This window comes from Sandaracinobacteroides saxicola, from assembly GCF_014117445.1.
GTDB classification, from domain to species: Bacteria; Pseudomonadota; Alphaproteobacteria; order Sphingomonadales; family Sphingomonadaceae; genus Sandaracinobacteroides_A; species Sandaracinobacteroides_A saxicola.
The window spans coordinates 3,006,856-3,031,714 of record NZ_CP059851.1; the positions used below are offsets into that span (position 1 = coordinate 3,006,856).

The following is a 24,859-nucleotide window of genomic DNA, read 5'->3' on the forward strand; positions in this document are numbered from 1 at the left end:
GCTATAGCGGCTCCGCGACAGGCTGTGCACCCCTCCCCCCTTGCCGCGCCAAGCAAACTGATATTTAATCGGGCAAAGGGTCAGGAGGGGTTGCAAATGCTACAGGAATTCAAGGCATTCGTGCTGCGCGGCAATGTGCTCGACCTCGCCGTCGCGGTGATCATCGGCGCCGCTTTCGGCGCCATCGTCGCCTCGCTCACTGATGATCTGCTGATGCCGCTCTTGGCCGCCATGATCGGCTCGCCCGATTTCAGCAGCAATTTCGTCCTGCTCGGCCCCATCCCCGATGGCTATCAGGGCTCGCTGACCGACTATGCCGCGCTGAAAAAGGCCGGCGCCGTGATGTTCGGCTATGGCGCCTTCATCACCAAGATCGTCAGCTTCCTGATCATCGCCTTTGCCATCTTCATGATCGTCCGCCAGGCCAACAAGATGATGCCCAAACCCGCCGAGGCGCCGCCCGCCGGCCCGTCCGAAGAGGTGCTGCTGCTCCGCGACATCCGGGATTCGCTGCGCAAGTGACCGGCTATCCGCTCGATGCCCTGCCGCTCGGGGCAACGGCGGTGCTGCTGTTCGTCGGCCTGATGCTGGCCTTCGGCGCCGGGCGGCTGATCGTCGGCCGCACGGCCGACCATGACAGCGACGACGAAGGCTTCATCCTCAGCGCCGCCCTCGGCCTCCTCGCGCTCCTCATCGGCTTCACCTTCAGCCTGTCGCTCAGCCGCTACGAGGAGCGGCGCGACCTGGTGCGCGCCGAGGCCAACGCCATCGGCACCGCCACCTACCGCGCCTATCTGATGCCGAGGAAGTTTCAGGAGACCGCGATCCGCCTGCACCTCGCCTATGCTGAGGCACGCCTGTCCATCGCCGCCGCCGGCGAGGACAGCGCGGCGATCGAGGCCGCGGAAGCCCGCGCCGACACCATCGGCCGGCAGATCTGGCGCAACGTCATCGCCGCGTCCGAAGACATCGACTCTCCCGCGGTCGATGGCACGATCATCCAGATCAACAACGACATGCTCGATCTCGGCACCATGCGCCACACCGCGCTCAGCGCCCGCCTGCCGGTCGCCGTCGTCGGCGCGGTCATCGTTTACGCCCTCGTCACCGCCCTGCTGTTCGGCTATTGCACCGGGCGCTCGCGGCAGAAGCACCTGTTCGTCTCCGCCATCATGTTCCTGCTGCTCACCATCGCGATCACGCTCATTCTCGATCTCGACCGGCCACGCACCGGTTTCATCACCATCAGCCAGATGCCGCTTGAAGAGGTGATCGCCCAGCTGAAAACCGTCCAACCGAAAGGATAAGACATGCGCACCCTGATCCTCGCCGGCGCGCTCCTGCTGGCCGGCTGCATGGAGGCTCCCGTGGCAAAACCCGCACCCGCCCCCGTCAGCGCCAGCCTCGCCGGCAGCGAGTGGCAGGTCGAAACCCTGGCCGGCGCCCCCGTCGGCACCGCCCGCGTCACCATGGCCTTCACCGCCGACCGCGTCGCCGGCAGCAGCGGCTGCAACCGCTACACCGGCGGCTGGAGCGGCAGCGGCAGCGGCATCAAGTTCGGCATGATGGCCGGCACCCGCATGGCCTGCATGGATGAGGCGCTCAGCCGCCTCGAAGCCGATTTCCTGAAATTCCTGGGGGATGCCAGCAGCTGGCGCATCGACAACGGCGTCCTCACCGTGAAGACCGCCGATGGCCGCGCCCTCACGGCTCGCGCGGCCACGCCCGCACCGCGGTAGGGCGCAGCCTGATCGCGTCGCCCGGCGCCAGCCCGGCGGGCGGCGCCAGCAGCGTCGCCTCCACCGCGCTGCCATCCGCCAGCACGCCATCCACCATCGTGCCCGCCCCCACCCGCACCAGCCGCTTGACCGTCACCGCCAGGCCATCGTCGGCAACCGCCCAATCATGCGCCCGCACATAGGCGATGCCCGGCCCCGTGCCCGCCGGCGCCGCGTTGGCGAAATCCCCGCCCGCCACCCGCACCCGCGCGCCCTCCAGCACGCAGGGCAGCTTCGTCGCCGCGCCCAGGAACTGGCAGACGAAGCCGCTCGCCGGCGTGTCATAGACCTCGGACGGCGTGCCCACCTGCTCGATCACGCCATGGTCCATCACCACCACCCGGTCCGCCAGCTCCAGCGCCTCCTCCTGGTCGTGCGTCACGAATACGCTGGTCAGCCCCACCGCCTCGTGCAGCTCGCGCAGCCAGCGCCGCAGCTCCTTCCTCACCTTGGCATCCAGCGCACCGAATGGCTCATCGAGTAGCAGCAGCTTCGGCTCCACCGCCAGCGCCCGCGCCAGCGCCACCCGCTGCCGCTGCCCGCCCGACAGCTGGCTGGGATAGCGCCCGGCGAGCGACCCCAGCTGCACCAGCTCCAGCAGTTCCTGCACGCGCGCCGCAATCGCCGCCTTCGCCGGCCGCTGCCCGCGCGGCTTCACGGACAGGCCGAACGCCACATTCTCCGCGACCGTCATGTGCCTGAACAGCGCATAATGCTGGAACACGAATCCCACGCCCCGCGCGCCGGCCGGCCGGTCCGAGACATCGACGCCATCGAACGCCACCCGGCCCGAATCGGGAAACTCCAGCCCCGCCATGATGCGCAGCAGCGTCGTCTTGCCCGAGCCGCTCGGCCCCAGCAGCGCCAGAAACTCCCCCGGCCGCGCCGCCACGCTGACATCGTTGAGCGCGGTGAACGCCCCGAACCGTTTCACCAGATTCTCCACGGATACGGTCATCAGTGCGCCCTGTGGTTGGCGGCGAGCGCATCGGCGTGCCGCCATTCGAGAAAGGATTTGGCGGCCAGCGTCACCAGCGCCAGCAGCGCCAGCAGGCTGGCGACCGCGAACGCCGCCACGAAATTATACTCGTTGTACAGGATCTCGACATGCAGCGGCATGGTGTTGGTCTCGCCCCTGATGTGCCCGCTCACCACGCTGACCGCGCCGAATTCACCCATGGCACGCGCGTTCATCAGCAAAACACCATAAAGCAGGCTCCAGCGGATGTTGGGAAAGGTCACGCGCCAGAACATCTGCCAGCCGCTCGCCCCCATGGACAGCGCCGCCTCCTCATCCTCGATCCCCTGCTCCTGCATCAGCGGGATCAGCTCCCGCGCCACGAAGGGAAAGGTGATGAACACCGTCGCCAGCACAATTCCCGGCACCGCGAAAATGACCTGCACGTCGCGTTCCTGCAACCACGGCCCCAGCCAGCCATGCGCGCCATAAAGCAAGACATAGATCAAACCGGAAACCACCGGTGAAACGCTGAACGGCAGGTCGATCAGCGTCGTCAGGAACGCCTTGCCGCGAAACTCGAACTTGGCGATGGTCCAGGCCGCCACCACGCCGAACAGCAGGTTCAGCGGCACCGCGATCGCCGCCACGATCAGCGTCAGTCGGATGGCGGCGATGGCATCCGGCTCGACGATCGCCGCCAGATAGGCATCGACTCCTTGCCGGAACGCCTCGGCGAACACCGCCGCCAGCGGCAGCAGCACCACCAGCGCCAGAAAGCCCAGCGCCAGCAGGGTCAGCGCCATCCGCACCAGCATCGGCTCGGCGGTCACGCGCTTCATGCGCGCGCCCTGAACGGCTTGCGCGTCATGACCGCCGCCGGCTCCAGGCCTGCAACAAGTTGATCACCAGCAGCATGGCGAAGGAAATCACCAGCATCACCAGCGCGATCGCCGTGGCCCCGGGGTAATTGAACTGCTCCAGCTGCACCACGATCAGCAGCGGCGCGATCTCCGACTTGAAGGGCATGTTGCCGGCGATGAAGATCACGCTGCCATATTCCCCCACCGCCCGCGCGAACGCCAGCGCGAACCCCGTCGCCGCCGCCGGCGCCACGGCGGGCACGATGATGCGGCTGAACACCTGGCCCCGGCTCGCCCCCAGCGTCGCCGCCGCCTCCTCCACCTCGGCCCCCAGGTCGGCCAGCACCGGCTGCACCGTCCGCACCGCGAACGGCAGCCCCACGAACACCAGCGCCACCACCACGCCCAGTGGGGTGAACGCCACCTTCACCCCCAGCGGCTCCAGCAGCTGCCCCACCCAGCCATTGGGGGCATAGAGCGCGGTCAGCGCGATGCCCGCAACGGCCGTGGGCAGCGCGAACGGCAGGTCGACCATCGCATCCACCAGCCGCTTGCCCGGAAAGCGATAGCGCACCAGCACCCAGGCGACCACGAACCCAAAGACCAGGTTGATGCCGGCCGCCAGGAACGACGCGCCGAAAGACAGGCGATAGGCCGCCCGCGCCCGCTCCCCCAGCCCCAGTTCCACGAACTGCGCCCAGCTCAGCTCGGTGGTCTTCAGCACCACCGCCGACAGCGGGATCAGCACGATCAGCCCCAGCCAGAACAGCGTATAGCCCAGCCCCAAACCGAACCCCGGCAGCACGCTCGGCGCCTTCCACCGCCCCCATGGCACAGCGCCGGCCATCAGCGCGCTGCCCGCCCGCCGCGATTCCGTCGATCCGTCCGCGCCACCCTCATCGCCGCCTGATGACAGCCTTTGCGGGCGATGGGAATGTCGGCGAAACCACAGCCCCTAAAAGCGCAGCTTCACTGTCGCCCCCCAGGTGCGCGGATCGCCCGGCTGCCCCACGATCAATCCGGTGCTCGCGGGCGCCGCGGTCAGAAACTCGAAATAGTTGACATCAAACGCATTTCTGACCCAGCCGAACAGCTCCCAGCCGCTCTTCGCACGCCACCCGCCGCGCAGGTTGGTCAGCGCATGGCCCTCGACATTCTGCACCGCCGACGGCGTCGGGCTGGACGAGAAATCCGACCGGAAGCTGCCGTCCACGCCCAGATACAGCTCGCCGGCATCCACGGGCCAGCGATATTCCGCGCCATAGCTCAGCGCATAGCGCGACACCCCCGGCATCCGCCCGCCGGAGGCATCGACGAACTGCACGGCGCCGCCGCTCAGCTCCACCGGCACCGGCGCGCCGGGAAAGCTGACATATTTCGCATCGGTCAGCGCGAAACTGACATAGGCGTTGAACGCCTCGACCGGCCGCACCGTCAGGTCCGCTTCGATGCCCTGACTGCGCACCTTGGGCACATTCGCGAGATAGCCGCGAATCACCCCGACGCTGCCGTTCACCACCGTCGCCTGGAAATCGCGGATGTCGGTGCGGAACGCCGCGATGTTCAGCGTCGCGGTGCCGTCCAGCCACCGCGTCTTCAGCCCGGCCTCATAATGATCGACCTTCTCCGGCGCCACATTCGCCGTCTCCAGCGCCGGCGTCACGCCATCGGCGCGCGTCGGCAGGCCGGACAGGTTGATGCCCCCCGACTTGAAGGACCGGGCATAGGTGACATAGCCCAGCAGGCCGTCGCGCGGCTTCCACGACAGCGTGATGTCGCCCGACAGGTTCCAGTCGCTGAAGGTCGAGGCATAGCTTTGGCTTTGCAGCACGCCGTTCTTCAGCGCCTGCTGCGCCGGCGTCGCCGGGGTCAGCCCGCCGCTCACCACCGCGTCATAGACGCCGCGCTTGCGGTCATAGTTCAGCCGCAGCCCCGGCGCGACGCTTAGCGTCTCGCCGATGTTCCAGGTCAGCTTGCCATAAAGCGCCGCGCTGTCGTTCGAATAGCGGATGTCATTGTCCGACCGCAGCCCGTCCAGCAGCGCCGGATTGGCGCCATTCGTCGGCCCCAGCAGCCACAGGCTCGCGGCCGAGCCCTGCACCTGCACCCCCTGGGTGTCGATCTTCTGATGGAAATAGAAGGCGCCGACGACATAGTCGAACCGGTTGCTGCCGTTGGACGCCAGCCGCAATTCCTGGCTCCATTGCTGCTGCTGGGAAGGGTTGGCGGACACGGTGGTGATCGGCAGCGCCGTGAAATCGCGGTCGTTGCTCGGCTTCCAGTCCCATTTGCGCCAGGCCGAGATCGAGGTCAGCGTCGCTGCTCCCACGTCCCAGTTCGCCAGCAGCGAGACCCCGGCGATCAACTGCTCCGCCCGAAGCGGCGAATCATTGTCTACCAGCCGGTCCGCCGGGTTGGTGCTGGCGGGCGCGTAGTTGGACAGCCGCGCCAGGTTGCCAAACTGCCGCGCCGACGCCCGCGCCGTCGGCACGACCTTCGCATAGAGTTGCGTGAAGCCTTCCGGCGACTGCTTGTTATAGTCCCCGCTCAGCGTCACATCAAAATTGTCGCCTGCCTGCCACAGCAATTGCCCGCGGACGCCGATATTGTCCTGCTCGTTCACCCGTCGCTGCGTCACCGTGTTGAACAGCGTGCCGTCGCGCCGCGTGAACGAGGCGCTCAGCCGTGCCGCCAGCCTGTCCGCGACCAACGGGCCGGACACCGACGCCTTCGCCTGCACATAATCGAGATTGCCATAGCTCGCCTCGGCGCGCAGCTCGGTCTCGAAGCTCGGCTTGCGCGTGCGGATGTTGACCGCGCCCGCCGTGGTGTTCTTGCCATAAAGCGTGCCCTGCGGCCCGCGCAGCACCTCCACCTGCTCGATATCGACGAAATCCAGCGTCGCGGCGGCGATGCGCGCATAATAGACCTGGTCGATATAGAGGCCCACCCCCTGCTCGATGCCGTCGTTCGTCAGCCCGAACGGCGCGCCGATGCCACGGATGTTGATCGCCGAATTGCGCGGGTTCGAGGAGATGAACTGCACCGAGGGCTGCAACTGCGTCAGCCGGGCGATGTTGAACGTGCCGGTCGCCTCGATCTGCGCCGCCCCCACCGCCGACACCGCCAGCGGCACATCCTGCAAATCCTCCGCCCGCCGCCGCGCCGTCACCACGATCTCATCCGCCGCGCCCGCGGCCGCCGCTGCGACCACCGCCCCCTGCGGCGCCGCCCCAACCTCGCCGGGCGCGAACGCCGCCAGCGACAACAGAAACAACCTCCTGGACATGACACGACACTCCCTGCCCCGGCGTCACCGCCGACAGCGATTCTGGTGATGAAACCTGCCTGCCTGGCCTCCTCGGAGACCGTTTGAGAAATGGCGCAGGCCGTGGCGAGAGGGGTGATTTGGGAGCCCCGAGGCGCAGCGACCTTCAGGGTCGTGAGCATCGGAGCGCAGCAAATCGCCCGTCGCAGCCCGGCATGGGCAATTTGTCAGACGGTCCCTAGCGTTTGGCGGCCTCGAAAATCTGGTCGAACTGACCACCGTCGTCGAAATGCGTCTTCTGCGCCGCCGCCCAGCCGCCGAAATCGCGATTGATGGTCAACAGCCGCAGCCTCGGAAACTGCGCGGCGAATTCCTTCGACACGCTCTGCACCTGCGGCCGGTAATAATTGCGCCCGATGATCCGCTGCGCCGCCGGCGTGTAAAGGAAATCCAGATAGGCCTGCGCCACCCGCGCCGTGCCGTTGCGCCGCACATTGGCATCCACCAGCGCCACCGGCGGCTCCGCCAGCACCGAGATGCTCGGCACGATGATGTCCACCTTGTCCGGTCCCAGCTCCTTCTTCGCCAGGAACGCCTCATTCTCCCACGCCAGCAGCACGTCCCCGATGCCGCGCTGCACGAAGGTGGTGGTCGATCCCCGCGCGCCGGTGTCCAGCACCGGCACGTTGCGATACAGCCGCGTCACATAGTCCCGCGCGCTCGCCGGCGATCCGCCGGGCTGGTTCAGCGCCCAGCCCCAGGCCGCCAGATAGTTCCAGCGCGCGCCGCCGCTGGTCTTGGGATTGGGCGTGATCACCTGCACCCCCGGCTTCACCAGGTCGCCCCAGTCGCGGATGCCTTTCGGATTGCCCTTGCGCACCAGGAACACGATGGTCGAGAAATAGGGCGTGCTGTTGAAGCGCAGCCGCTTCTGCCAGTCGCGCGCGATCAGGCCATTCTTCGCGATCTCGTCGATGTCATAGCCCAGCGCCAGCGTCACCACATCGGCGGGCAGGCCATCGATCACGCTGCGCGCCTGCTTGCCGCTGCCGCCATGGCTCATGCGGATGTTCACCGTCTGCCCGGTGCGCGTCCGCCAGTCCGCGGCGAAGGCGTCGTTCACATCCTTGTACAGCTCCCGCGTCGGGTCATAGCTGACGTTCAGCAGGGTGACCGTCTGCGCGGCGACCGGTGCCGCGACCAGAAGCGGGGCCAGCAGGGCCGCGGCAAGCAAAAGGCGTCGGTTCATCGAGGCGTCTCCTGTTGACGACCCATGGTCTAACGCGCCGCCCGCCGCCGGTTCACCGCATCTTTGCTATGTCACGACGAAGCGCCGCTTGAGCGCGCCCGCGTCACGCCGCGACCGACCGCATGCTGCGGATGACGCCCGGCTCCCGCGGCGGCTCGCCCTTGGGCAGCGCATCGACATGCTCCATCCCCGATTCCACCTCGCCCCACACAGTATATTGGTTGTCCAGGAAGCGCGCGTCGCCAAAGCAGATGAAGAACTGGCTGTTGGCGCTGTGGGGCGCGCTGGTGCGCGCCATGCTGCACGTGCCACGCCCGTGCGGCTCGGCGCTGAACTCCGCCTTCAGGTCGGGCAGGTCGCTGCCCCCCGTGCCGGTGCCCTTCGGGCAGCCGCCCTGCGCCATGAAGCCCGGAATCACGCGATGGAATTTCACCCCGTCATAGAATCCGGCATCCGACAGCTCGACCAGCCGCGCCACATGGCCCGGCGCCAGGTCCGGGCGCAGGCGGATGCGCACCTCGCCGCTGTCCAGCGTCATGGTCAGATGGGTGGCGCTGTCGGTCATCGCATGGTCTCCGCTGGAAAAACTGCGGCCTCATAACGCAAAACACCGCAGGCGACAGGCCCTGTTTTTCCTGCCAAGTGCATCCAAAGCGACGATGCTGCGTTGAGGTGATGGTGAAGTCACGCGCGACAATGGAAAAGCCGGGCGGGATGCGCGGCGGGGTGCTGGGCAGCCTCACCTGCACGATGCTGCTGGTCGCCGCGCCGCTCCACGCCCAGACGGCGCCGCCGCTGCCGGCCGACGCCGTTCCGGAGGTTCCCGCCGCCACCGAAACCCTGCCGCCGCTCGATCCCGTCATCCCCGACACGCCGCCGCTGCTGCAGCCGCTCACCCCGCTCGGCAGCTTCGATGCCACCCCCGCCGCCACCAGCGCGCTCACCGGCGAAACCGCCGAAGCCACCGCCCGCTACGGCGTCACCATCGAGGGTCTCGACCCGCTGCGCCTCACCGGCACCTTGAAGGCGGTGTCCGAACTGTGGAAAGGCCGCAACCGCCCCGCCACCGCCGGGCAGCTCGCCTCGCGCATCAAGCTCGACACCGTCACGATGCGCACGCTCCTCGAATCGGAGGGGCACTATGGCGCCGTCATCGACAGCAGCATCACACCCCGCGCCGCCAGGGGCGGCACGTCGCCGGACAATGCCGGCGGCGCCGACGTGCTGCTGCGCGCCGAGCCCGGCAAGCCCTATGTCTGGAGCAGCATCACCCTCGATGCCATCCCGCCCGGCCGCGGCGACCTCGCCCTCATCTTCGGCCTGAAGGTCGGCCAGACCATCCGCGCCGCCGAGGTGGAGAAGGCCGAGGCCGACTACCGCCTGCGCCTCGCCAACATCGGCTTCCCCTTCGCCGACCTCGGCCCGCGCGATGTCGAGATCGACGACGCGACGCAGACCGGCAGCTACCTGCTCACCGGCACGTCCGGCCCCATCGGCCGCATCGGCCGCATCCGCATGGAGGGCTATGCCCCCTTCGGCGTCGATCACGCCCAGGTCATCGCCCGCTTCCGCCCCGGCGACCGTTACTCCGCCGTGCTGACCGAGGACTTCCGCCGCGCGCTGGTGCAGACCCAGCTCTTCGCCGGCGTCACCATCAAGCCGGTGGACACCGGCGAACGCACGCCCGAAGGCGACGCCATCACCGACATCGTCGTCAACGGCAACCAGGGCCCCTTGCGCGCGCTCGCCGGCCAGGCCGGCTATTCCACCAGCGAGGGCGTCCGCGTGGAGGCGCAGTGGCGCCACCGCAACCTCGTGAAGCCCGAAGGCCAGTCCACCGCCCGCATCGTCGCCGGCACCATCGAGCAGGCACTGGGTGCCGAAATCCGCCTCGGCAACTTCCGGCAGCGCGACCGCACCGTCGTCGGCCTGGCCGAATTCGCCAACATCACCCGCCCCGCCTTCCAGGCGAAGACCCTCACCGTCGCCGCCCGCATCAGCCGCGATTCCACCCCGATCTGGCAGAAGCGCTGGACCTGGAGCGCCGGTTTCGAGCTGGTCGGCTCCGACGAGCGCGACCGCTCCGCCGGCCGCGACGCCCTCGGCCGGCGCCAGTATCTGGTCGCCGCGCTGCCGCTGCAACTCGGCTTCGACACCTCGGACGACCTCCTCGATCCCACCAGCGGCTATCGCCTGACCGCCCGGGTCAGCCCCGAAGCCGCGCTGCAGGGCGGCAGGTTCCGCAGCTACGCCCGCCTCCAGGGCGACGTCTCCGGCTATCAGCGCGCCGGCCCCATCGTCATCGCCGGGCGCATCCGGCTGGGCAGCATCACCGGCATCGACCGCGCCGAGGTCGCCCCCACCCGCCGGCTCTACGCCGGCGGCGGTGGCAGCGTGCGCGGCTATGATTTCCAGGGCGTCGGCCCGCGCAGCGCCAGCAACACGCCCTTGGGCGGCCTCAGCCTGGTCGAGGGCAGCGTCGAGGCGCGCTACCGCTTCGGCGATTTCGGCGCCGTCGCCTTCGTGGACGCCGGCCAGGCCTATGAAAGCAGCACGCCTTCCTTCAGCGGCATCCAATATGGCGCCGGCGTCGGCGGCCGCTATTACACCCCCTTCGGCCCGCTGCGCTTCGACATCGCCCGCGCCATCAACCGCCGGCCGTTCGATCCGAAATTCGCCATCTACATCTCGATCGGCCAGAGCTTCTGATGCGCCGCGCGGCCCTCATCCTCGTCGCCATCCTCGCGCTGGTCGCCGCCGCCATCCCCGCCGGCCTGTGGTGGCTTGCCCGCACCGACGCCGGCCGCAGCTTCGTCGCCCAGCAGGTGGCCGGCGTCTCGCCCGCCTCCGGCCTGAAGTTCAAGGTCGGCCGCATCGACGGCGACCTCCTCACCCGCTTCAGCCTGGTCGACGTCCAGGTCTATGACCTCGACGGCCTGCTGCTCACCGCGCCGCTCGTCGATGTCGCCTGGCAGCCGCGGCAACTGCTGGGCAACAGCATCGCCATCGACGACCTGCGCGTGCCCAGCGCCCGCATGCTGCGGATGTGGCGCATCAACCCGTCCGATCCGGACGAACCGCTGCTGCCCGACATCGACATCCGCATCGACCGGCTGACGCTCGGCGCGCTCACCCTCGAACCGGCGCTCGCCGGCCGTCGCACCGTCCTTTCGGCCAACGGCAAGGCCGACATCCGCGACGGCCGCGTGCTGCTCGACCTCGTCACCAGCAGCGACCGCGCCGACCGCCTCACCCTGCGCGCCGATGCCGAGCCGGACCGCGACCGCTTCGACCTCGCGGCCCGCCTCACCGCCCCCGCCGGCGGCCTTGTCACCACCATGGCCGGCCTCGCCAAGCCGCTCGCCCTCAGCCTCGATGGCGCCGGCCGCTGGAGCGACTGGCGCGGCCGCGCCATCGCCACGCTGGGCGGCGCGCGCGCGCTCGACCTTTCCATCACCCAGGCGCGCACCCTCACCCGCGTCCGCGGCAACCTCTTCCCCCCGGCCCTGCTGACCGGCCAGCCCGCTGCCCTGCTCGGGCCGACGCTGGCGATCGAGGCCGACGCCACCATCGCCGACCGCGCCATCGAGGGGCGCTTCGCCGCCACCGCCACCAGCCTCCGCCTCAGCGGCGGCGGCGGCTTCGACATCGACGCCAACCGCTTCCGCGCGCTCGCCGTCGAACTCCGCGCCGACAGGCCCGCGGCGCTCTATCCCGGCCTGTCGGGCAGCGCGCTGCAACTGCGCGCCCGCCTCGATGGCCCCCGCGCCGCTCCCGAATTCACCCTCAACGCCACCGCCGCCAGCCTGCGATACAAGGGCATGGGCGCCGACGGGCTTCGCCTCAGCGCCAGCGGCACCGCCGACCTGTCCCGCGCGCTCACGATTCCCGTCGATGTCGGCGTCACCCGCCTCGTCGGCCTGCCGGCGAACGTCGCCGCGCTCGCCGCCAATCCCCGCCTCCTCGCCACCCTGCGCTGGGACAAGGGCACGCTGTCCAGCCAGGACATCCGCCTCACCACCGCTGCCGCCCGCGCCACCGCCAGCGGCAACTTCACGCCCGCCACCGGCCGCTACGCCGGAACCCTCCGCGCTCAGGTCGACCGCTACGCCGTGCCACAGCTGGGCAGCATCGCCGCCACCCTCACCGCCAGCGTGGCCTCCACCGGCAAGGGACCCCCCGCCATCCGCGGCGCGCTCGACGCCCGCGCGCTCACCCTTGCCAACGCCGGCGTGCGGGATTTCCTGGGCGGCCTGCCCACCCTCTCCATCGCCTTCGCACCCGCCGCCGATGGCAGCATCCGCTTCAGCGATGGCCGCCTGACCGCACCCAAACTCACCCTCGCCAACACCACCGGCAGCTTCAACCCCTCGACCGGTCGCTTCACCATCAGCACCGCCGGCCGCAGTGCCGACTATGGCCCGCTCACGCTGGTGGCAGAGGGCACGCCCGCGCAACCCCGCGCCACCCTCACGCTCGCCCGCCCCGGCTTCGGCTTCGGCATCACCAACCTCGTCGCCGTCATCGAACCCGTCGGCAACCAGTTCGCCATCACCGCGCGCGGCCAGAGCCCGCAAGGCCCGCTCGATGGCCGCGTGCGCATCCTGCCGTCGCCGCTCACCCTGGACATCGACCGGTTCGCGCTCGCCGGCCTCACCGCCAGCGGCCGCCTCGCCGCCACCGCCGCCGGCCCCTTCGCCGGCACGCTCGCCATCAACGGCCGCGGGCTGGACGCCGACCTCACCCTGTCGGCGCGCGGCCGGGTGCAGGCGGTGGCCGTCGATGCCCGCGCCAACGGTGCCCGCATCCCGCTCGACACCCCGATCAGCATCGCCAACGGCCAGGCCAACGCCACCATCCTGCTGTTCCCCGGCGCACCGCACATCATCGGCGGCTTCAACGCCACCGGCATCCGCATCGGCGAGATCGCGCTCACCCGCGCCTCCGGTCGCGCCAACCTCGTCGGGCAGCGCGGCAATGCGCTGCTCTCGCTCGCCGGCGCCAACACCGACGGCACGCCCTACAGCGCCGACCTGGGCGTCACCGCGCTCGCCACCGGCTATCGCGTCGGCCTGACGGGCGCCATCGGGCGCCTGCCGCTGCGGCTCGCCCAGCCCGCCGAGATCGACCGCGTCCCCGGCGGCTTCGCGCTGCGCCCGGCTCGCCTGCTGCTGCCCAAGGGCCAGGTCGATGTGCAGGGCGAATGGGCGGCACGCCGCAGCCTGCGCGCCCGCCTGTCCGGCGTCGACCTGTCGATCGCCACCCTTGCCGATCCCGAACTTCGGCTCGGGGGCGCGCTCAGCGGCGACATCGACCTGGCGCTCGCCCCCGGCGCCGACCTGCCCACCGGCCGCGTCCGCCTCAACGTCGTCCGCCTCACCCGCGCCGGCCTCACCACCGTCTCCGCCCCCATCGATGTCGCCTTCGCCGCCGACGCCACCGCCTCGGGCATTGTCGCCGGCGCCACGCTCGCCAATGGCAACACCCCGCTCGGCCGCGCCCGTGTCACGCTCGACCCCGGCCCTGGAGAGGACGCGGTCGCCCGCCTCATGTCCGGCACGCTCGCCGGCGGCATCCGCTACAACGGCCCCGCCGAGGCGCTCTGGGCGCTTTCGGCCATCGAGGGGCAGGAGTTGGAAGGCGCACTCGCGCTCGGCGCCGACGTCAGCGGCCCCGTCCGCCAGCCGGCGATCACGGGCATCGCCCGCGGCCGCAACCTGACCTACAGCAACAACGCCACCGGCACCGTCATCAGCAACCTGCAACTGGACAGCCGCTTCACCGGCAGCCGGTTCGAGCTGCTCTCGCTCACCGGCACCGCCGGCAAGGGCAGCCTCAGCGCCAAAGGCGGCGCCAGCCTCGACAATGGCAGCCTCAGCGTCGACATCGGCGCCACGCTGGACAATGCCCGCCTCGCCAACAGCGAACTCATCGCCGCCACCCTCTCCGGTCCGCTGCGCCTCAGCGGCAGCGCCGGCCGCTACGCGCTCACCGGCGACCTGCGCCTGCTGGAGGCGCGCACCAAGCTCGTCCGCAGCAACAGCGCCGCCATCCCCGTCATCGCCGTCCGCCGCAAGGGCGAAGTCCGCGTGCCCGACGCGGACTCGCTCAGCCCCGGCCGCATCGCGCTCGATGTCGCGGTGAAGGCGGACAACAACATCTTCGTCGAGGGCATGGGCCTGGAAAGCGAATGGCGCACCGACATGCGGCTGCGCGGCACGCCGGCCGCCCCCGAACTGCTCGGCACCGCCCAGGTCGTGCGCGGCACCTTCGAATTCGCCGGCCGCGAATTCACGCTGAAACGCGGCCGCATCGGCTTCAACGGCGCGCCCCTCGACAGCAGCCTCGACATCCAGGCCGAAACCATCGCCGACACCATCACCGCCACCGTCGCCATCGCCGGCTCCGCCAAGGCCCCCTCCGTCAACTTCAGCTCGGTGCCCACCCTGCCGCAGGATGAGGTGCTCGCGCGCCTGCTGTTCGGCACCTCGGTCGCCGACCTCAGCCTGACCGAGGCGGTGCAGCTGGCGACCGCGGTCGCCAGCCTGCAGGGCGGTGGCGGCCTCGACCCCGTCGGCAAGCTCCGCCGCGCCGCCGGCATCGACCGGCTGAAACTGCTGGGCGAAGACAAGGCCAGCGGCCGCGGACCCTCATTGGCCGTCGGCAAGCGCCTCAGCCGCAACGTCTATGTCGAGGTCACCACCGACAGCGAAGGCAACGCCGCCACCCAGGTCCAGCTGTCCTTGAGCCGCGTGCTCAGCCTGCTCGCCCAGGTCGGCAGCTTCAACCGCAACAGCGTCAACCTGCGCTACTCACGGGATTACTGAGGGCAAACGCCCGCCGCCGGGCCCGCCGGATCATCCAGCCCACCAGCCCGAATCCCACGATCATCATCGCCCAGGCCTGCGACTCCGGCACCGGCGCCACCTGCGGCACATTGGCCTGCTCGATCGGCCGCCCCTTGCTCTCGCCCGGCCCCTCCACCGGTGGCGCCTCCCCGCCGCCCGCACTGCCCGGCACGCCGCCGCCATCGCCGATGAACGCCGGCGCCGCCGGCATGCCGTTGCTCCCCGGCACCACGCCCGGCAGCGGCAGCGGCACCCCGGCCACGCGCGCCCCGCCCGGTTCCAGCATCGGCTGCAAGGCCGACAGCCGCGCCACCGTCGCCTCTTGGCTGGAACAACCCTCCTCGCCCCGCTCGGGCACCACCTCCTCGAAGCGCACTTGCTGCTGCGCCAGGCTCACCTTCGCCCGCGCCGCCTGCGCCCCCGGCGTCGGCGCGGGCTTCGCCGCCTTCACCACCGCCGGCCTCGGCTTCGCCGCCACCTTCTGCACCGCCACGGTCGTTCCCGCGCCCAGCCCGCCCGCGGCCAGCAGCGCGCACATCTGTTTCAGCGTGGCCTGTGTAACAATCATGCCCGCCTTAACGGCCAGCAACGCATCAGCCTGCGTCCCCTCATGCTTAATGAAACTGACAGGCCCCCACCCCGTTGCCACCACACAGCCACCCACTATGTTCACCGCCGAAGGGGAAAGAGATGACCGATACGATGATCGACCGCGCCGACGCGCGAGACGCAGCCGCCATGCGCGCCACACTGGAGGCCCAGCGCGCCGCCTTCACCGCCGAACTCCCCGTCTCCGCCGCGACACGCAAAGACCGCCTGCGCCGCGCGCTCGACCTCGTGCTCGCCAACAAGGACGCCTTTGCAAAGGCGCTGTCCGACGATTTCGGCCACCGCAGCATCGAACAGACCATGGTCACGGACATCATGGCCTCGGTGAAACCGCTCAAACACGCGATCAGCCATCTCGACGCCTGGATGCGCCCGGAAAAGCGCAGCCTCGATTTCCCCCTCGGCCTGCTCGGCGCCAAAGCCAGCGTCGAATGGCAGCCCAAGGGCGTCGTCGGCATCATCGCGCCCTGGAACTTCCCGGTGAACCTCACCTTCGCGCCGCTCGCCAACATCCTGGCCGCCGGCAACCGCGCCATGATCAAGCCATCGGAATTCACGCCCGCCACGAGCGAGCTGATGAAGACCGCCTTCGCGACATATTTTTCGGAGGCCGAGATCGCCGTCATCCTGGGCGGCGCCGAAGCCGGCAAGGCGTTCAGCGAACTGCCCTTCGATCACCTGATCTTCACCGGCGCCACCAGCATCGGCCGCCATGTCATGGCCGCCGCGGCGAAGAACCTCGTCCCCGTCACCCTCGAACTCGGCGGCAAATCCCCCACCATCATCGGCCGCAGCGCCAACCTGCCCCAGGCCGCCGAGCGCGTCGCCATGGGCAAGCTGATGAACGCCGGCCAGATCTGCCTCGCCCCCGATTATCTCCTCGTCCCCGCCGAGGCGGAGAATGAGATGGTCGCCCAGCTCCAGGCCGCCACCGCCCGCCTATACCCCACCATGCTGGCGAACGACGATTACACCAGCGTCATCAGCCGCCGCCACCGGGACCGCCTGCAGGCCCATATCGAGGATGCCCGCGCGAAGGGCGCCGAGGTGGTCGAAATCAACCCCGCCAACGAGGATTTCAGCAAGCAGAACACCAACAAGATGCCCTTGACCGTGCTGCGCAACGTCACCGACGAGATGAGCGTCATGCAGGAGGAAATCTTCGGCCCCGTCCTCCCCGTCAAGACCTACAAGGCGGTCGACGACGCCATCGCCTACATCAATGCGAAAGACCGCCCGCTGGGCCTCTACTGGTTCGGCACCGACGCCAGCGAGGAACGCCAGGTCATGGACCGCACCATCAGCGGCGGCGTCACCGTGAACGACGTGCTGTTCCACGTCAGCGCCGAGGACCTGCCCTTCGGCGGCATCGGCCCCGCGGGCATGGGCAATTACCACGGCCATGACGGCTTCAAGACCTTCAGCCACCCCAAGAGCATCTACCGCCAGCCGAAACTGGACCTCGCCGGCCTCGCCGGCTTCAAACCCCCCTACGGCCCCAAAACCCGCAAAGCCCTCGCCCGCGAGTTGAAGGCGTAAGAATGAAGCCTCAAACCACACCCCTCCTGCCCCGCGAAGCGGAGAGCGGGAGGGGCGACTCGCGCGACAGCGCGGCGGGGGTGGGTGAACCGCAGGTCGAGCTGACGAACCACGGACCGAGAAAATGACCCCCCGCTCCATCGCCGGCGCCACCGCCCTCATCACCGGCGCCGCCAGCGGCATGGGCCGCGCCACCGCGCAGCTCTTCGCCGGGGAAGCCGCCCACGTCGCCGTCACCGACCGCGACCATGAAGGCGCCGAATCCGTCGCCCAGGAAATCCGCGCGCAGGGCGGCTCCGCCCGCGCCTGGCCGCTCGACGTGTCCGACCCCGCCGCCATCCGCGAAACCGTCGCCCAGGTCGCCGCCTGGCACAACCGCCTCGACATCCTCGTCAACAACGCCGGCATCGCCGGCTTCGCGCCGGTCGACTCGCCCGATTACGACGCCCTCTTCGCCCGCATGCTCGCCACCAACCTCACCGCCCACCAGCGCCTGATCCGCGCCGCGCTCCCGCACCTTCGCCGGTCCCCCGCGCCGCGCATCATCAACATCGCCTCCACCGAAGCGCTGGGCGCGACCTCACAGGACAGCGCCTACGCCGCGGCGAAAGCGGGCGTCACCGGCCTCACCCGCGCGCTCGCCGTCGAACTCGGCCGCGACGGCATCACCGTCAACTGCCTCTGCCCTGGCCCCATCGACACCGGCATGACCGCCACCATCCCCGATGCCGACAAGAGCCTCTACGCCAAACGCCGCACCGCGCTGGGCCGCTATGGCCAGCCGCACGAAGTCGCCCACCTCACCCTCGCCCTCGCCCAACCCGGCGCCAGCTACATCACCGGCACCACCATCCCCGTCGACGGCGGCCTGATGGCAAGAAACGCCTAAAACCCCTCTCCCGCTCGCTCGGGGTCCCCATGAACTTGTTCATGGGGTGGTTTGGGAGAGGGCGACGCGCGCCAGCGAGCGGGGCCAGGGCCACCATTCCCCTCCCCTTCAGGGGAGGGGCGACTCGGCAAAGCCGAGCGGGGGTGGGGCCGTCCAGCACCACCCCCCCAACCCAAGGCTACCCCATCACCCTCCGCCCCCGCCGCATGCTCACCCCCACCAGCCCGAATCCCATGATCATCATCGCCCAGGTCGCCGGCTCCGGCACCGCCGCCGCCGACGCGATGGTCAGATTGTCGATCGCGAAAAACCCGTCCGTCGTCGGCTTGCCTTCGACGCCAAAGGCAATCGATCGGATCAGCTTGTCGGATGTGATTCCCGGCGTCCCGCCATTCCCCAGCAGCAGCAGCTGCGTGCTGCCGTCCCCGAAGGTGATCAGGGAGGAGAAGGGCCGAAAGGCATTGGCCACCAGGTCCAGCGCCACGCCATACACCCCGCCCGTGCCGAAATCCGTCTGGTCGAAATGCAGCGTGAAACTGCCCTGGCAACCGGAACAATAGGCCGTGCCGCCGGCAATCCCCAGCAGCAGGTTGTTGCCCAGGATGCCGGTCGTCTCATAGCGCGTCTGGCCCACCACCGCCGACATCGCCGCATCGCCCAGCACCTGCGGCGACGGCGGATAGCCCAGGGCGGTCTCATAGGTATCGACAAAGTTGGCGCCGACCGCCGCGATGAACGAGGCACGGTCGCTGAACAGCGTGGTCGCCGCCGACGCCGGCAAGGCCAGCATCGACACCGCCGCCGCGGTGATGAGGAATTTGAACGTCATGAAAAATCTCCCGAGTGCAGGATTGCTCGCCCCCCATGACCCCCACCCGTTGCACGCACCGTTGCCACTGCCGTGTCGGCACCGTGGTTTCTGCTGGAAAATCGCCTGCACAGCTGAGGGCAAGGCAACGGAAGCCTCCCTCCAGCCCCTCCCCCGCTTGGCGGGGGAGGTGTCAGCGCCGCAGGCGATGACGGAGGGGGCCATCGCCTGCAGGCGGCACCCAATCGTCTCCCCTCCCCTTCAGGGGAGGGGCCGGGGGTGGGGCCGTCCCTCGATTGCGGTGGATTAGGATTGCTGCACAAGCGATCCGCCGTTCGGCTATAGCGTGTTTGGTTACGATGGGGCGAACCTGGTGGTGGAGAAGAGTTCGAACTATGCCATTACGCGCCGCTATGTTCACGGCCAGGGTGACGACGAGCCCTTGGTCTGGTATGAGGGAGCCGGGACGGGTGACAGGCGGTGGCTGGTTGCAGACGAGCGCAACTCGGTCATTGCGGTCACCGATGCCGGCGGAGCCGCGATCGCCGTGAACCGATACGACGAATATGGCATCCCGGCGTCGAGCAACCTCGGCCGGTTCCAGTATAACGGCCAGATGTGGCTGTCCGATATCGGCCTCTACCACTACAAGGCCCGCACCTACTCCCCCACGCTGGGCCGGTTCCTGCAGACCGATCCCATCGGCTACGACGATGGCATGAACATGTATGCCTATGTGGGCAATGATCCGGTGAATCTCGTTGATTCTACCGGACTAGGTCAGTGTATAGCAGGAGATGTGGGCGGAATCATCATTGTTCAGGTTGGAAATCAGGGTCAAGACCAAATTAGTAGTCTGATTTGTGGAAAGCGTTGAAATGGATTCTTTATATATTATTCTTTTTTGTATCTGCATACTCGTATTTGATCTGGTAAATTGGATTTACTATTTTGTCTATAAAAAACTCAATTCTGAGCTAGATTATCCTCTTTTTAGCAGCATTTACTTTCGGGGCTGGGCTCCAGTTTTTTTTGGCGTGCTTTTTGTGGGATTTTATGGCTATGTAAATAAGGACGATTTTAGCAGTATTTCTCAGTCAGGTGGGATGGATTTATTTCTGCTGGTGTCGCTTCTTATTTTATTTGCGTATATTTTTTTCGCTAGGCCAAGAATAATTGTTCAATATATGAAAAAGAGGAGAAATTGCAACAATAGCAAGTTATAGAACTACGAATTACGGTGATGGTGTGGACGGTACTCTGATTGGGGGTTTGGTTCGGCTGTGCCGACCCTTCAAGGTGTAACGTCGAGGTTCACCTGCAGGAGCATCCCCGGCCTTCGCCGGGGCAGGCTATGCCAACGCTACTCTCTGATCTGTCGTCTGTCACCGTTGTCGGGCTTGATCTGGCCAAGGATCTATTCCAAGTGCACGCCCTTGATGCGGCTGGCCACATCATCGTGGCCCGGGCGCTGTGGCGAAAGGATGAGCCAGCTTTCTTCGCCGCCTTGCCGCCAGCTTATGGGAAGCTTTGAAACAGCTTGCCAAATCCACTCACCTCTGATAACCATATTGGCATCATCGAGTCAGCATCCAACGTCCATCCACCCCGCGCGACCCGCCCAAACCCCCCGAAATCGCTAAGTCCTTGATTCAGGCTGTCACTTTTTTCGACAAACCTTCCAAGTTTCAGCGATGCAACAAACCAACAGCCTCACCCATCCCGTCACCCTGGGCTCGACCCGGGGCCCATTCGACACTCAGCCCACCCCAACAGCCCAACTGTCTCACAAACCCCCGTCCTGCTGAACTTGGTTCAGCACCCATGGTTCCTCCAACACCCCACATGGCGCAGAAATCGACCATTTCCGCCAACCCCTTGATTCAGGCTGTCACTTTTTTCGATCAACCTTCCATAATCCTACAGCCCCTGCGCGGCCAAGCCGCGCGAAACGAGCAGTGGCGCAGGCGGAAGGAGCGAAAAGAAGAAAAGTAAGAAGAAAAAGGCGTGGCAAAGCCACGCTGTCGGACGTGTCGGTCGGCCAAGGCCAACCGCACGCCGGCCAAGCTTGCCTGAGTCGGAAAATAGCTACGCTATTTTCCGCCAGGCGGCGCTCAGCGCCGTCCCCAACACCAACCCCCGCGCGCCCTCCCGAACCCCCAGCTCCCCGCTCTCCACCTCACCCCGCGCGCCCATCACCTGCCGCATCAACGCATCCAGCGCATGCGCGGACAGCCGCAGCGCATAGGTCGTCAGCACCATGAACCGGCTCTCCGCCCCCAACAGCGCCGCGCAATCGCTAAGCAACGGCGCCAGGTCGCGCGTCAGCTCCCACGTCTCCCCCGCCGGCCCCCGCCCGAACTTCGGCGGATCCAGCAGGATCCCGGCATAGACCCGCCCCCGCCGCACCTCCCGCGCCACGAACTTGCGCGCATCCTCCACGATCCAGCGCACGCTCTCCACCCCGTTCAGCGCTGCGTTCGCCCGCGCCGCCTCCACCGCCTTCTTGCTGGCGTCCACATGCGTCACCCGCGCCCCCGCCTTCGCCGCCACCAGGCTCGCCACCCCGGTATAGCCGAACAGGTTCAGAAACTCGTCCCCGGGCCGCAGCGTGTCGGCGATCATCCGCCAGTGCGGCATCATGTCGGGGAAGTATGCCAAATGCCGGAACGGCGTACACGCCGCATGGATGTCCACTCCCGGAAACGCCTCCACCACCCAGCTAGCCGGCACCTCGCCCGGGATGTGCCAGCGCCCGCCGCCCTCCTCGTCACTGCCGCCGATGAACTCGCCATCGGCGCGCCAGTCCGCCCCCGCCGGCGCCCACATCGCCTGCGGCTCCGGCCGGATGAAGCGATAGCGGCCATAGCGCTCCAGCTTCCGCCCATGGCCCGAATCGAGCAGCGCAAAGTCCCCGCCCGGCTCCGTCACCCAGGTCTTGAGCTGGCTCATCCCCGCTTCGGCCCCACCCGCGCCTCCACCTGGGCGCCCGCCAGCAACGCCGCCCCCGCCGCCCGCACCGCCTCCAGCGGCACGGCATCGATCGTCGCCGTCAACGCCGGCACATCGATGAACGCCCGGTGGCTCAACCAGCGCTGCCCCAGCCAGCTCGACAAGCCCCCCATGTCCTCCATCGCAAACAACAGGCTCGCCTTCAGCTGCGCCTTCGCCCGCGCCAGCTCCGCCGGGCTCAGCGTCGCTGCCGTCGCCGCCAGCGTCGCCCGGCTCAGGTCCAGCGCCTGCGCCGCATCCCGCGGCTGCGTCGCCATGCTCACGCTGAACAGGCCCGTCTCGGCATAGGGCGAATGCGACGCGCCAATCGAATAGGCCAGCCCCCGCTCCTCCCGCAGCTCCTGGAACAGCCGGCTGGACATGCCACCCCCCGCGGCCGTCGCGAACAACTGCGTCGCGAAATAGCCCGGATCATGAATCCCCGGCCCGGCAAATCCCAGCACGATATGCGCCTGCTCGCTGCGCTTCTTCACATGCTCCGAACCCCCGCGCCACACCCCGGCCTCCGCCACCGGCCCCGCCTCCGCCGCCAGGTCGCCGAACAGCCCCTCCGCCTGCCGCACCAGCGCCGCATGATCCACCGCGCCGGCCGCCGCCAGTACCGAGCCTGCCCCCCGATAATGCGTCGCCAGCCAGCGGTTCAGCCCCGCGGCATCCATCGCCGCCAGCGTCCCCTCATCCCCCAGGATCGCCCGCCCCAGCGGCTGGTCGGGAAAGGCCAGCGCCTGCGCCACATCCCACACCAGGTCATCGGGCGTGTCCCGCGCCTCCCCCAGCTCGGACAGCACCACCTCCCGCTCGCGCTCGATGTCGTCCGCATCGAAGCGCGGGTTGCGCACCAGGTCGGCGATCAGCTCCACCCCCAGTTCCACGTCGCTGGCCAGCGTCCGGGCGTGAAACGCCGTCACATCGCGCGCCGTCCAGGCGTTCAGGCTGCCGCCGGCATCCTCGATCGCCTCGGCAATCGCCCGGGCAGAACGTGTCCTGGTGCCCTTGAACACCATATGCTCCAGGAAATGCGCCAGGCCATTGTCCGCCGCCGCCTCGTGCCGCGCGCCGACATCCACATACAGCCCCACCGCCGCCGTGCTGACGCCGGGCACCGTCAGCGTCGCCACGGTAAAGCCATTGCCCAGCGTGCTGACCGCGGGCGTCATGCCGCCACCGCCCGCGCCGCGATGAAGGCCTGCAACGCCGCCTGGTCATTCGCCACCGTCTCATACCGCTCGACCCGGTCGAACAGCCCCGCGCACCGTGCCGGCAACCCCGGCCGGTGCCCGGTGGCCCGCTCCACCGCATCGGGAAACTTCGCCGGATGCGCCGTCGCCAGCGTCACCACCGGGCCGTCCAGCGGCAACGTCCGCGCCGCCGCCAGCCCCACCGCGGTATGCGGATCGATCACCTGGCCGACCTCCTGCGCCGCCCATTGCATCGCTGCCGTCATGGCATCGGCATCGGCGCGGAACGGCGTGAAATGCACCGCCGCCACCGCCTGCTGCTCCGCGCTCAGCGTCAGCCGCCGCGTCGCCTCGAACCCCGCCATCGCCGCCGCCAGCGCCGCGCCGTCTTGGCCATGGAGATCGAACAGCAGCCGTTCGAAATTGCTGCTCACCTGAATGTCCATGCTCGGCGTCGCCGTCGGCACCAGCCGGCCGCTGCTGTAATCGCCGCTCGCCAGCGCCCGCGCCAAGATGTCGTTCACATTGGTCGCCACCACCAGCCGCCCCAGCGGCAACCCCATTTTCGCCGCCGCATAGCCGGCAAACACATCGCCGAAATTGCCCGTCGGCACCGCGAAATTCACCCGAACGTCCGGCGCGCCCAGCCGCACGGCCGCATGGAAATAGTAAACGATCTGCGCCAGCAGCCGCGCCCAGTTGATGCTGTTCACCGCCGACAGCGTGAAGCGGCCGTTGAACGCCGCATCGTTGAACATCGCCTTCACATGCCGCTGGCAGTCGTCGAAATCGCCCTCCACGGCGATATTGTGCACATTCGCCGCCTGGATCGTCGTCATCTGGCGCCGCTGCACCTCGCTCACCCGGCCCTTCGGATGCAGCATGAAGATGTCCATCCCCGCCCGGCCGGCGACCGCCTGGATCGCCGCGCTGCCGGTATCCCCGCTGGTCGCGCCCACGATGGTCAGATGCTGCGTCGTACCGGCCAGAAACCGCTCGAACAGCCCGCCCAGCAGTTGCAGCGCCACATCCTTGAACGCCAGCGTCGGGCCATGGAACAGCTCCAGCAGCCACTGCCGGTGATCCAGCTGCACCAGCGGCGTCACCGCCGCATGCCCGAACCCGCCATAGGCCACCCGCAGCAGCCCGCGCAGCTCATCCGCGCTCAGGCAGTCCCCCACGAACGGCGCGATCACCCGCTCCGCCGTCTCGACATAGGACAGGCCGCGCATGTCCGCGATGTTGCCGGCCGACAGCCGCGGCCATTTGCGCGGCAGATACAGCCCGCCGTCACTGGCAAGGCCGGTCAGCGTCACGCCACGAAAATCGAGAACCGGCGCGGCACCGCGCGTGGACTGGTAATGCATCGCGCGGCGTTATACGCTGCAACGCAGCGACGCAACCGAACCAACCAGGCTATCGCCCGACATCGACCTCGTCGTCGTCGGCGTCGTCGCCCAGATCCTCGTCTTCCAATCCGTGCTCGCTCGCCACGTCGCCCAGTGGATCGTCGCCGTCGTCCGCCACGCCCTCCATCAGCGCGGCCTCATCCTCGTCACCCTCGGTATCGCCCAGCTCGTCTTCCTCATCGTCATGCATCGGCTCGCCGGCATAGGCGTCGTTGTCGATATGGCCGGACCGCAGCATCTCCTTCATCCGGTCGACCAGGTCCGGCGTGTCGTCGGGCACCGCCGCCGTCCGGTCCGCCCGCGGCTTGTGGCTTTCCAGCGGGTCGTGGCCATGATCGCCGTGCATCGCATCGTCGGCCACATCCTGGGCCTGCCCCTCATCCGCCTGCTCGCGGTTGAAGGTTTCGGGCGCCAGATTGTCATCGCGCTTCGGGTCTGTCATCGGGCGGAT

The 24,859-nt window shown here is 68.5% G+C and carries 21 protein-coding genes; 9 read left to right on the plus strand and 12 right to left on the minus strand.

Annotation, left to right across the window (positions count from 1 at the left end):
• Positions 1-96: 96 nt before the first annotated feature.
• From mscL to H3309_RS15110, 3 genes are read left to right on the plus strand one after another with little or no spacing between them, the layout of a single operon-like run.
• Positions 97-522 (plus strand): large conductance mechanosensitive channel protein MscL, encoded by a 426-nt coding sequence (gene mscL, locus H3309_RS15100; RefSeq protein WP_182295675.1) that lies wholly within the window; start codon positions 97-99, stop codon positions 520-522.
• Entirely contained in the window at positions 519-1,307 is a 789-nt protein-coding gene (locus tag H3309_RS15105) for a bestrophin-like domain (protein ID WP_182295677.1), read from the plus strand. The genes mscL and H3309_RS15105 overlap by 4 nt, the downstream gene beginning before the upstream one ends.
• Before the next feature lie 3 nt (positions 1,308-1,310).
• Positions 1,311-1,739: an META domain-containing protein gene (locus tag H3309_RS15110; protein ID WP_182295680.1), complete on the plus strand. Its 429-nt coding sequence runs from the start codon at positions 1,311-1,313 to the stop codon at positions 1,737-1,739.
• Here the strand turns inward: H3309_RS15110 and H3309_RS17410 are convergent.
• From H3309_RS17410 to H3309_RS15140, 6 genes are all read right to left on the minus strand, one after another.
• Complete coding sequence (locus H3309_RS17410) at positions 1,705-2,736, minus strand: sulfate/molybdate ABC transporter ATP-binding protein (protein WP_182295681.1); 1,032 nt, start codon at positions 2,734-2,736, stop codon at positions 1,705-1,707. The two genes, H3309_RS15110 and H3309_RS17410, sit on opposite strands and share 35 nt — an antisense overlap.
• On the minus strand, positions 2,736-3,578 hold the full coding sequence (cysW, locus tag H3309_RS15120; RefSeq protein WP_207791524.1) for a sulfate ABC transporter permease subunit CysW: 843 nt from the start codon (positions 3,576-3,578) through the stop codon (positions 2,736-2,738). Before cysW ends, H3309_RS17410 begins: the two co-directional genes overlap by 1 nt.
• Before the next feature lie 25 nt (positions 3,579-3,603).
• Entirely contained in the window at positions 3,604-4,446 is an 843-nt protein-coding gene (gene cysT, locus H3309_RS15125; RefSeq protein WP_182295683.1) for a sulfate ABC transporter permease subunit CysT, read from the minus strand.
• 108 nt (positions 4,447-4,554) lie between these two features.
• Entirely contained in the window at positions 4,555-6,888 is a 2,334-nt protein-coding gene (locus H3309_RS15130; protein WP_182295685.1) for a TonB-dependent receptor, read from the minus strand.
• Positions 6,889-7,105: 217 nt separating this feature from the next.
• Entirely contained in the window at positions 7,106-8,116 is a 1,011-nt protein-coding gene (locus tag H3309_RS15135; protein WP_182295687.1) for a sulfate ABC transporter substrate-binding protein, read from the minus strand.
• Between the two features lie 103 nt (positions 8,117-8,219).
• Positions 8,220-8,681: a peptidylprolyl isomerase gene (locus H3309_RS15140; RefSeq protein WP_182295689.1), complete on the minus strand. Its 462-nt coding sequence runs from the start codon at positions 8,679-8,681 to the stop codon at positions 8,220-8,222.
• A gap of 110 nt (positions 8,682-8,791) precedes the next feature.
• Here H3309_RS15140 and H3309_RS15145 point away from each other — a divergent pair, with 110 nt between their 5' ends.
• Both H3309_RS15145 and H3309_RS15150 read left to right on the plus strand, forming a co-directional pair.
• Positions 8,792-10,825: an autotransporter assembly complex protein TamA gene (locus tag H3309_RS15145; protein ID WP_182295691.1), complete on the plus strand. Its 2,034-nt coding sequence runs from the start codon at positions 8,792-8,794 to the stop codon at positions 10,823-10,825.
• Positions 10,825-14,943, plus strand: coding sequence for a translocation/assembly module TamB domain-containing protein (locus H3309_RS15150; protein ID WP_182295693.1), 4,119 nt, complete (start codon positions 10,825-10,827; stop codon positions 14,941-14,943). The genes H3309_RS15145 and H3309_RS15150 overlap by 1 nt, the downstream gene beginning before the upstream one ends.
• On the opposite strand, the gene H3309_RS15155 is transcribed toward H3309_RS15150, so the two are convergent.
• Entirely contained in the window at positions 14,915-15,532 is a 618-nt protein-coding gene (locus tag H3309_RS15155) for a hypothetical protein (protein WP_182295695.1), read from the minus strand. The two genes, H3309_RS15150 and H3309_RS15155, sit on opposite strands and share 29 nt — an antisense overlap.
• A 122-nt stretch (positions 15,533-15,654) precedes the next feature.
• On the opposite strand from H3309_RS15155, the gene H3309_RS15160 reads away from it, so the two are divergent.
• Together H3309_RS15160 and H3309_RS15165 are read left to right on the plus strand one after the other, a co-directional pair.
• On the plus strand, positions 15,655-17,112 hold the full coding sequence (locus tag H3309_RS15160; protein WP_243453764.1) for a coniferyl aldehyde dehydrogenase: 1,458 nt from the start codon (positions 15,655-15,657) through the stop codon (positions 17,110-17,112).
• A 124-nt stretch (positions 17,113-17,236) separates the two neighbouring features.
• Positions 17,237-18,001: an SDR family NAD(P)-dependent oxidoreductase gene (locus H3309_RS15165; RefSeq protein ID WP_182295697.1), complete on the plus strand. Its 765-nt coding sequence runs from the start codon at positions 17,237-17,239 to the stop codon at positions 17,999-18,001.
• A 178-nt stretch (positions 18,002-18,179) separates the two neighbouring features.
• Here the strand turns inward: H3309_RS15165 and H3309_RS15170 are convergent, their stop codons facing one another.
• Positions 18,180-18,830 (minus strand): PEPxxWA-CTERM sorting domain-containing protein, encoded by a 651-nt coding sequence (locus tag H3309_RS15170; protein ID WP_243453765.1) that lies wholly within the window; start codon positions 18,828-18,830, stop codon positions 18,180-18,182.
• A 325-nt stretch (positions 18,831-19,155) separates the two neighbouring features.
• On the opposite strand from H3309_RS15170, the gene H3309_RS15175 reads away from it, so the two are divergent.
• Both H3309_RS15175 and H3309_RS15180 read left to right on the plus strand, forming a co-directional pair.
• Complete coding sequence (locus H3309_RS15175) at positions 19,156-19,686, plus strand: RHS repeat-associated core domain-containing protein (RefSeq protein WP_182295699.1); 531 nt, start codon at positions 19,156-19,158, stop codon at positions 19,684-19,686.
• Positions 19,687-20,163: 477 nt separating this feature from the next.
• Positions 20,164-20,343 (plus strand): hypothetical protein, encoded by a 180-nt coding sequence (locus tag H3309_RS15180; protein ID WP_182295701.1) that lies wholly within the window; start codon positions 20,164-20,166, stop codon positions 20,341-20,343.
• Between the two features lie 554 nt (positions 20,344-20,897).
• On the opposite strand, the gene H3309_RS15185 is transcribed toward H3309_RS15180, so the two are convergent.
• Genes H3309_RS15185 through H3309_RS15200 form a run of 4 tightly spaced genes read right to left on the minus strand, consistent with a single transcriptional unit; the run spans position 20,898 to position 24,850 of the window.
• Entirely contained in the window at positions 20,898-21,761 is an 864-nt protein-coding gene (locus tag H3309_RS15185) for a class I SAM-dependent methyltransferase (RefSeq protein ID WP_182295703.1), read from the minus strand.
• Positions 21,758-22,978, minus strand: coding sequence for a M16 family metallopeptidase (locus H3309_RS15190; protein ID WP_182295705.1), 1,221 nt, complete (start codon positions 22,976-22,978; stop codon positions 21,758-21,760). The genes H3309_RS15185 and H3309_RS15190 overlap by 4 nt, the downstream gene beginning before the upstream one ends.
• Positions 22,975-24,366 (minus strand): threonine synthase, encoded by a 1,392-nt coding sequence (thrC, locus tag H3309_RS15195; RefSeq protein ID WP_182295707.1) that lies wholly within the window; start codon positions 24,364-24,366, stop codon positions 22,975-22,977. The genes H3309_RS15190 and thrC overlap by 4 nt, the downstream gene beginning before the upstream one ends.
• A 49-nt stretch (positions 24,367-24,415) precedes the next feature.
• The gene (locus tag H3309_RS15200; RefSeq protein ID WP_243453766.1) at positions 24,416-24,850 is read right to left on the minus strand and encodes a hypothetical protein; all 435 of its coding nucleotides are present in this window, start codon (positions 24,848-24,850) and stop codon (positions 24,416-24,418) included.
• Positions 24,851-24,859 lie beyond the last annotated feature (9 nt).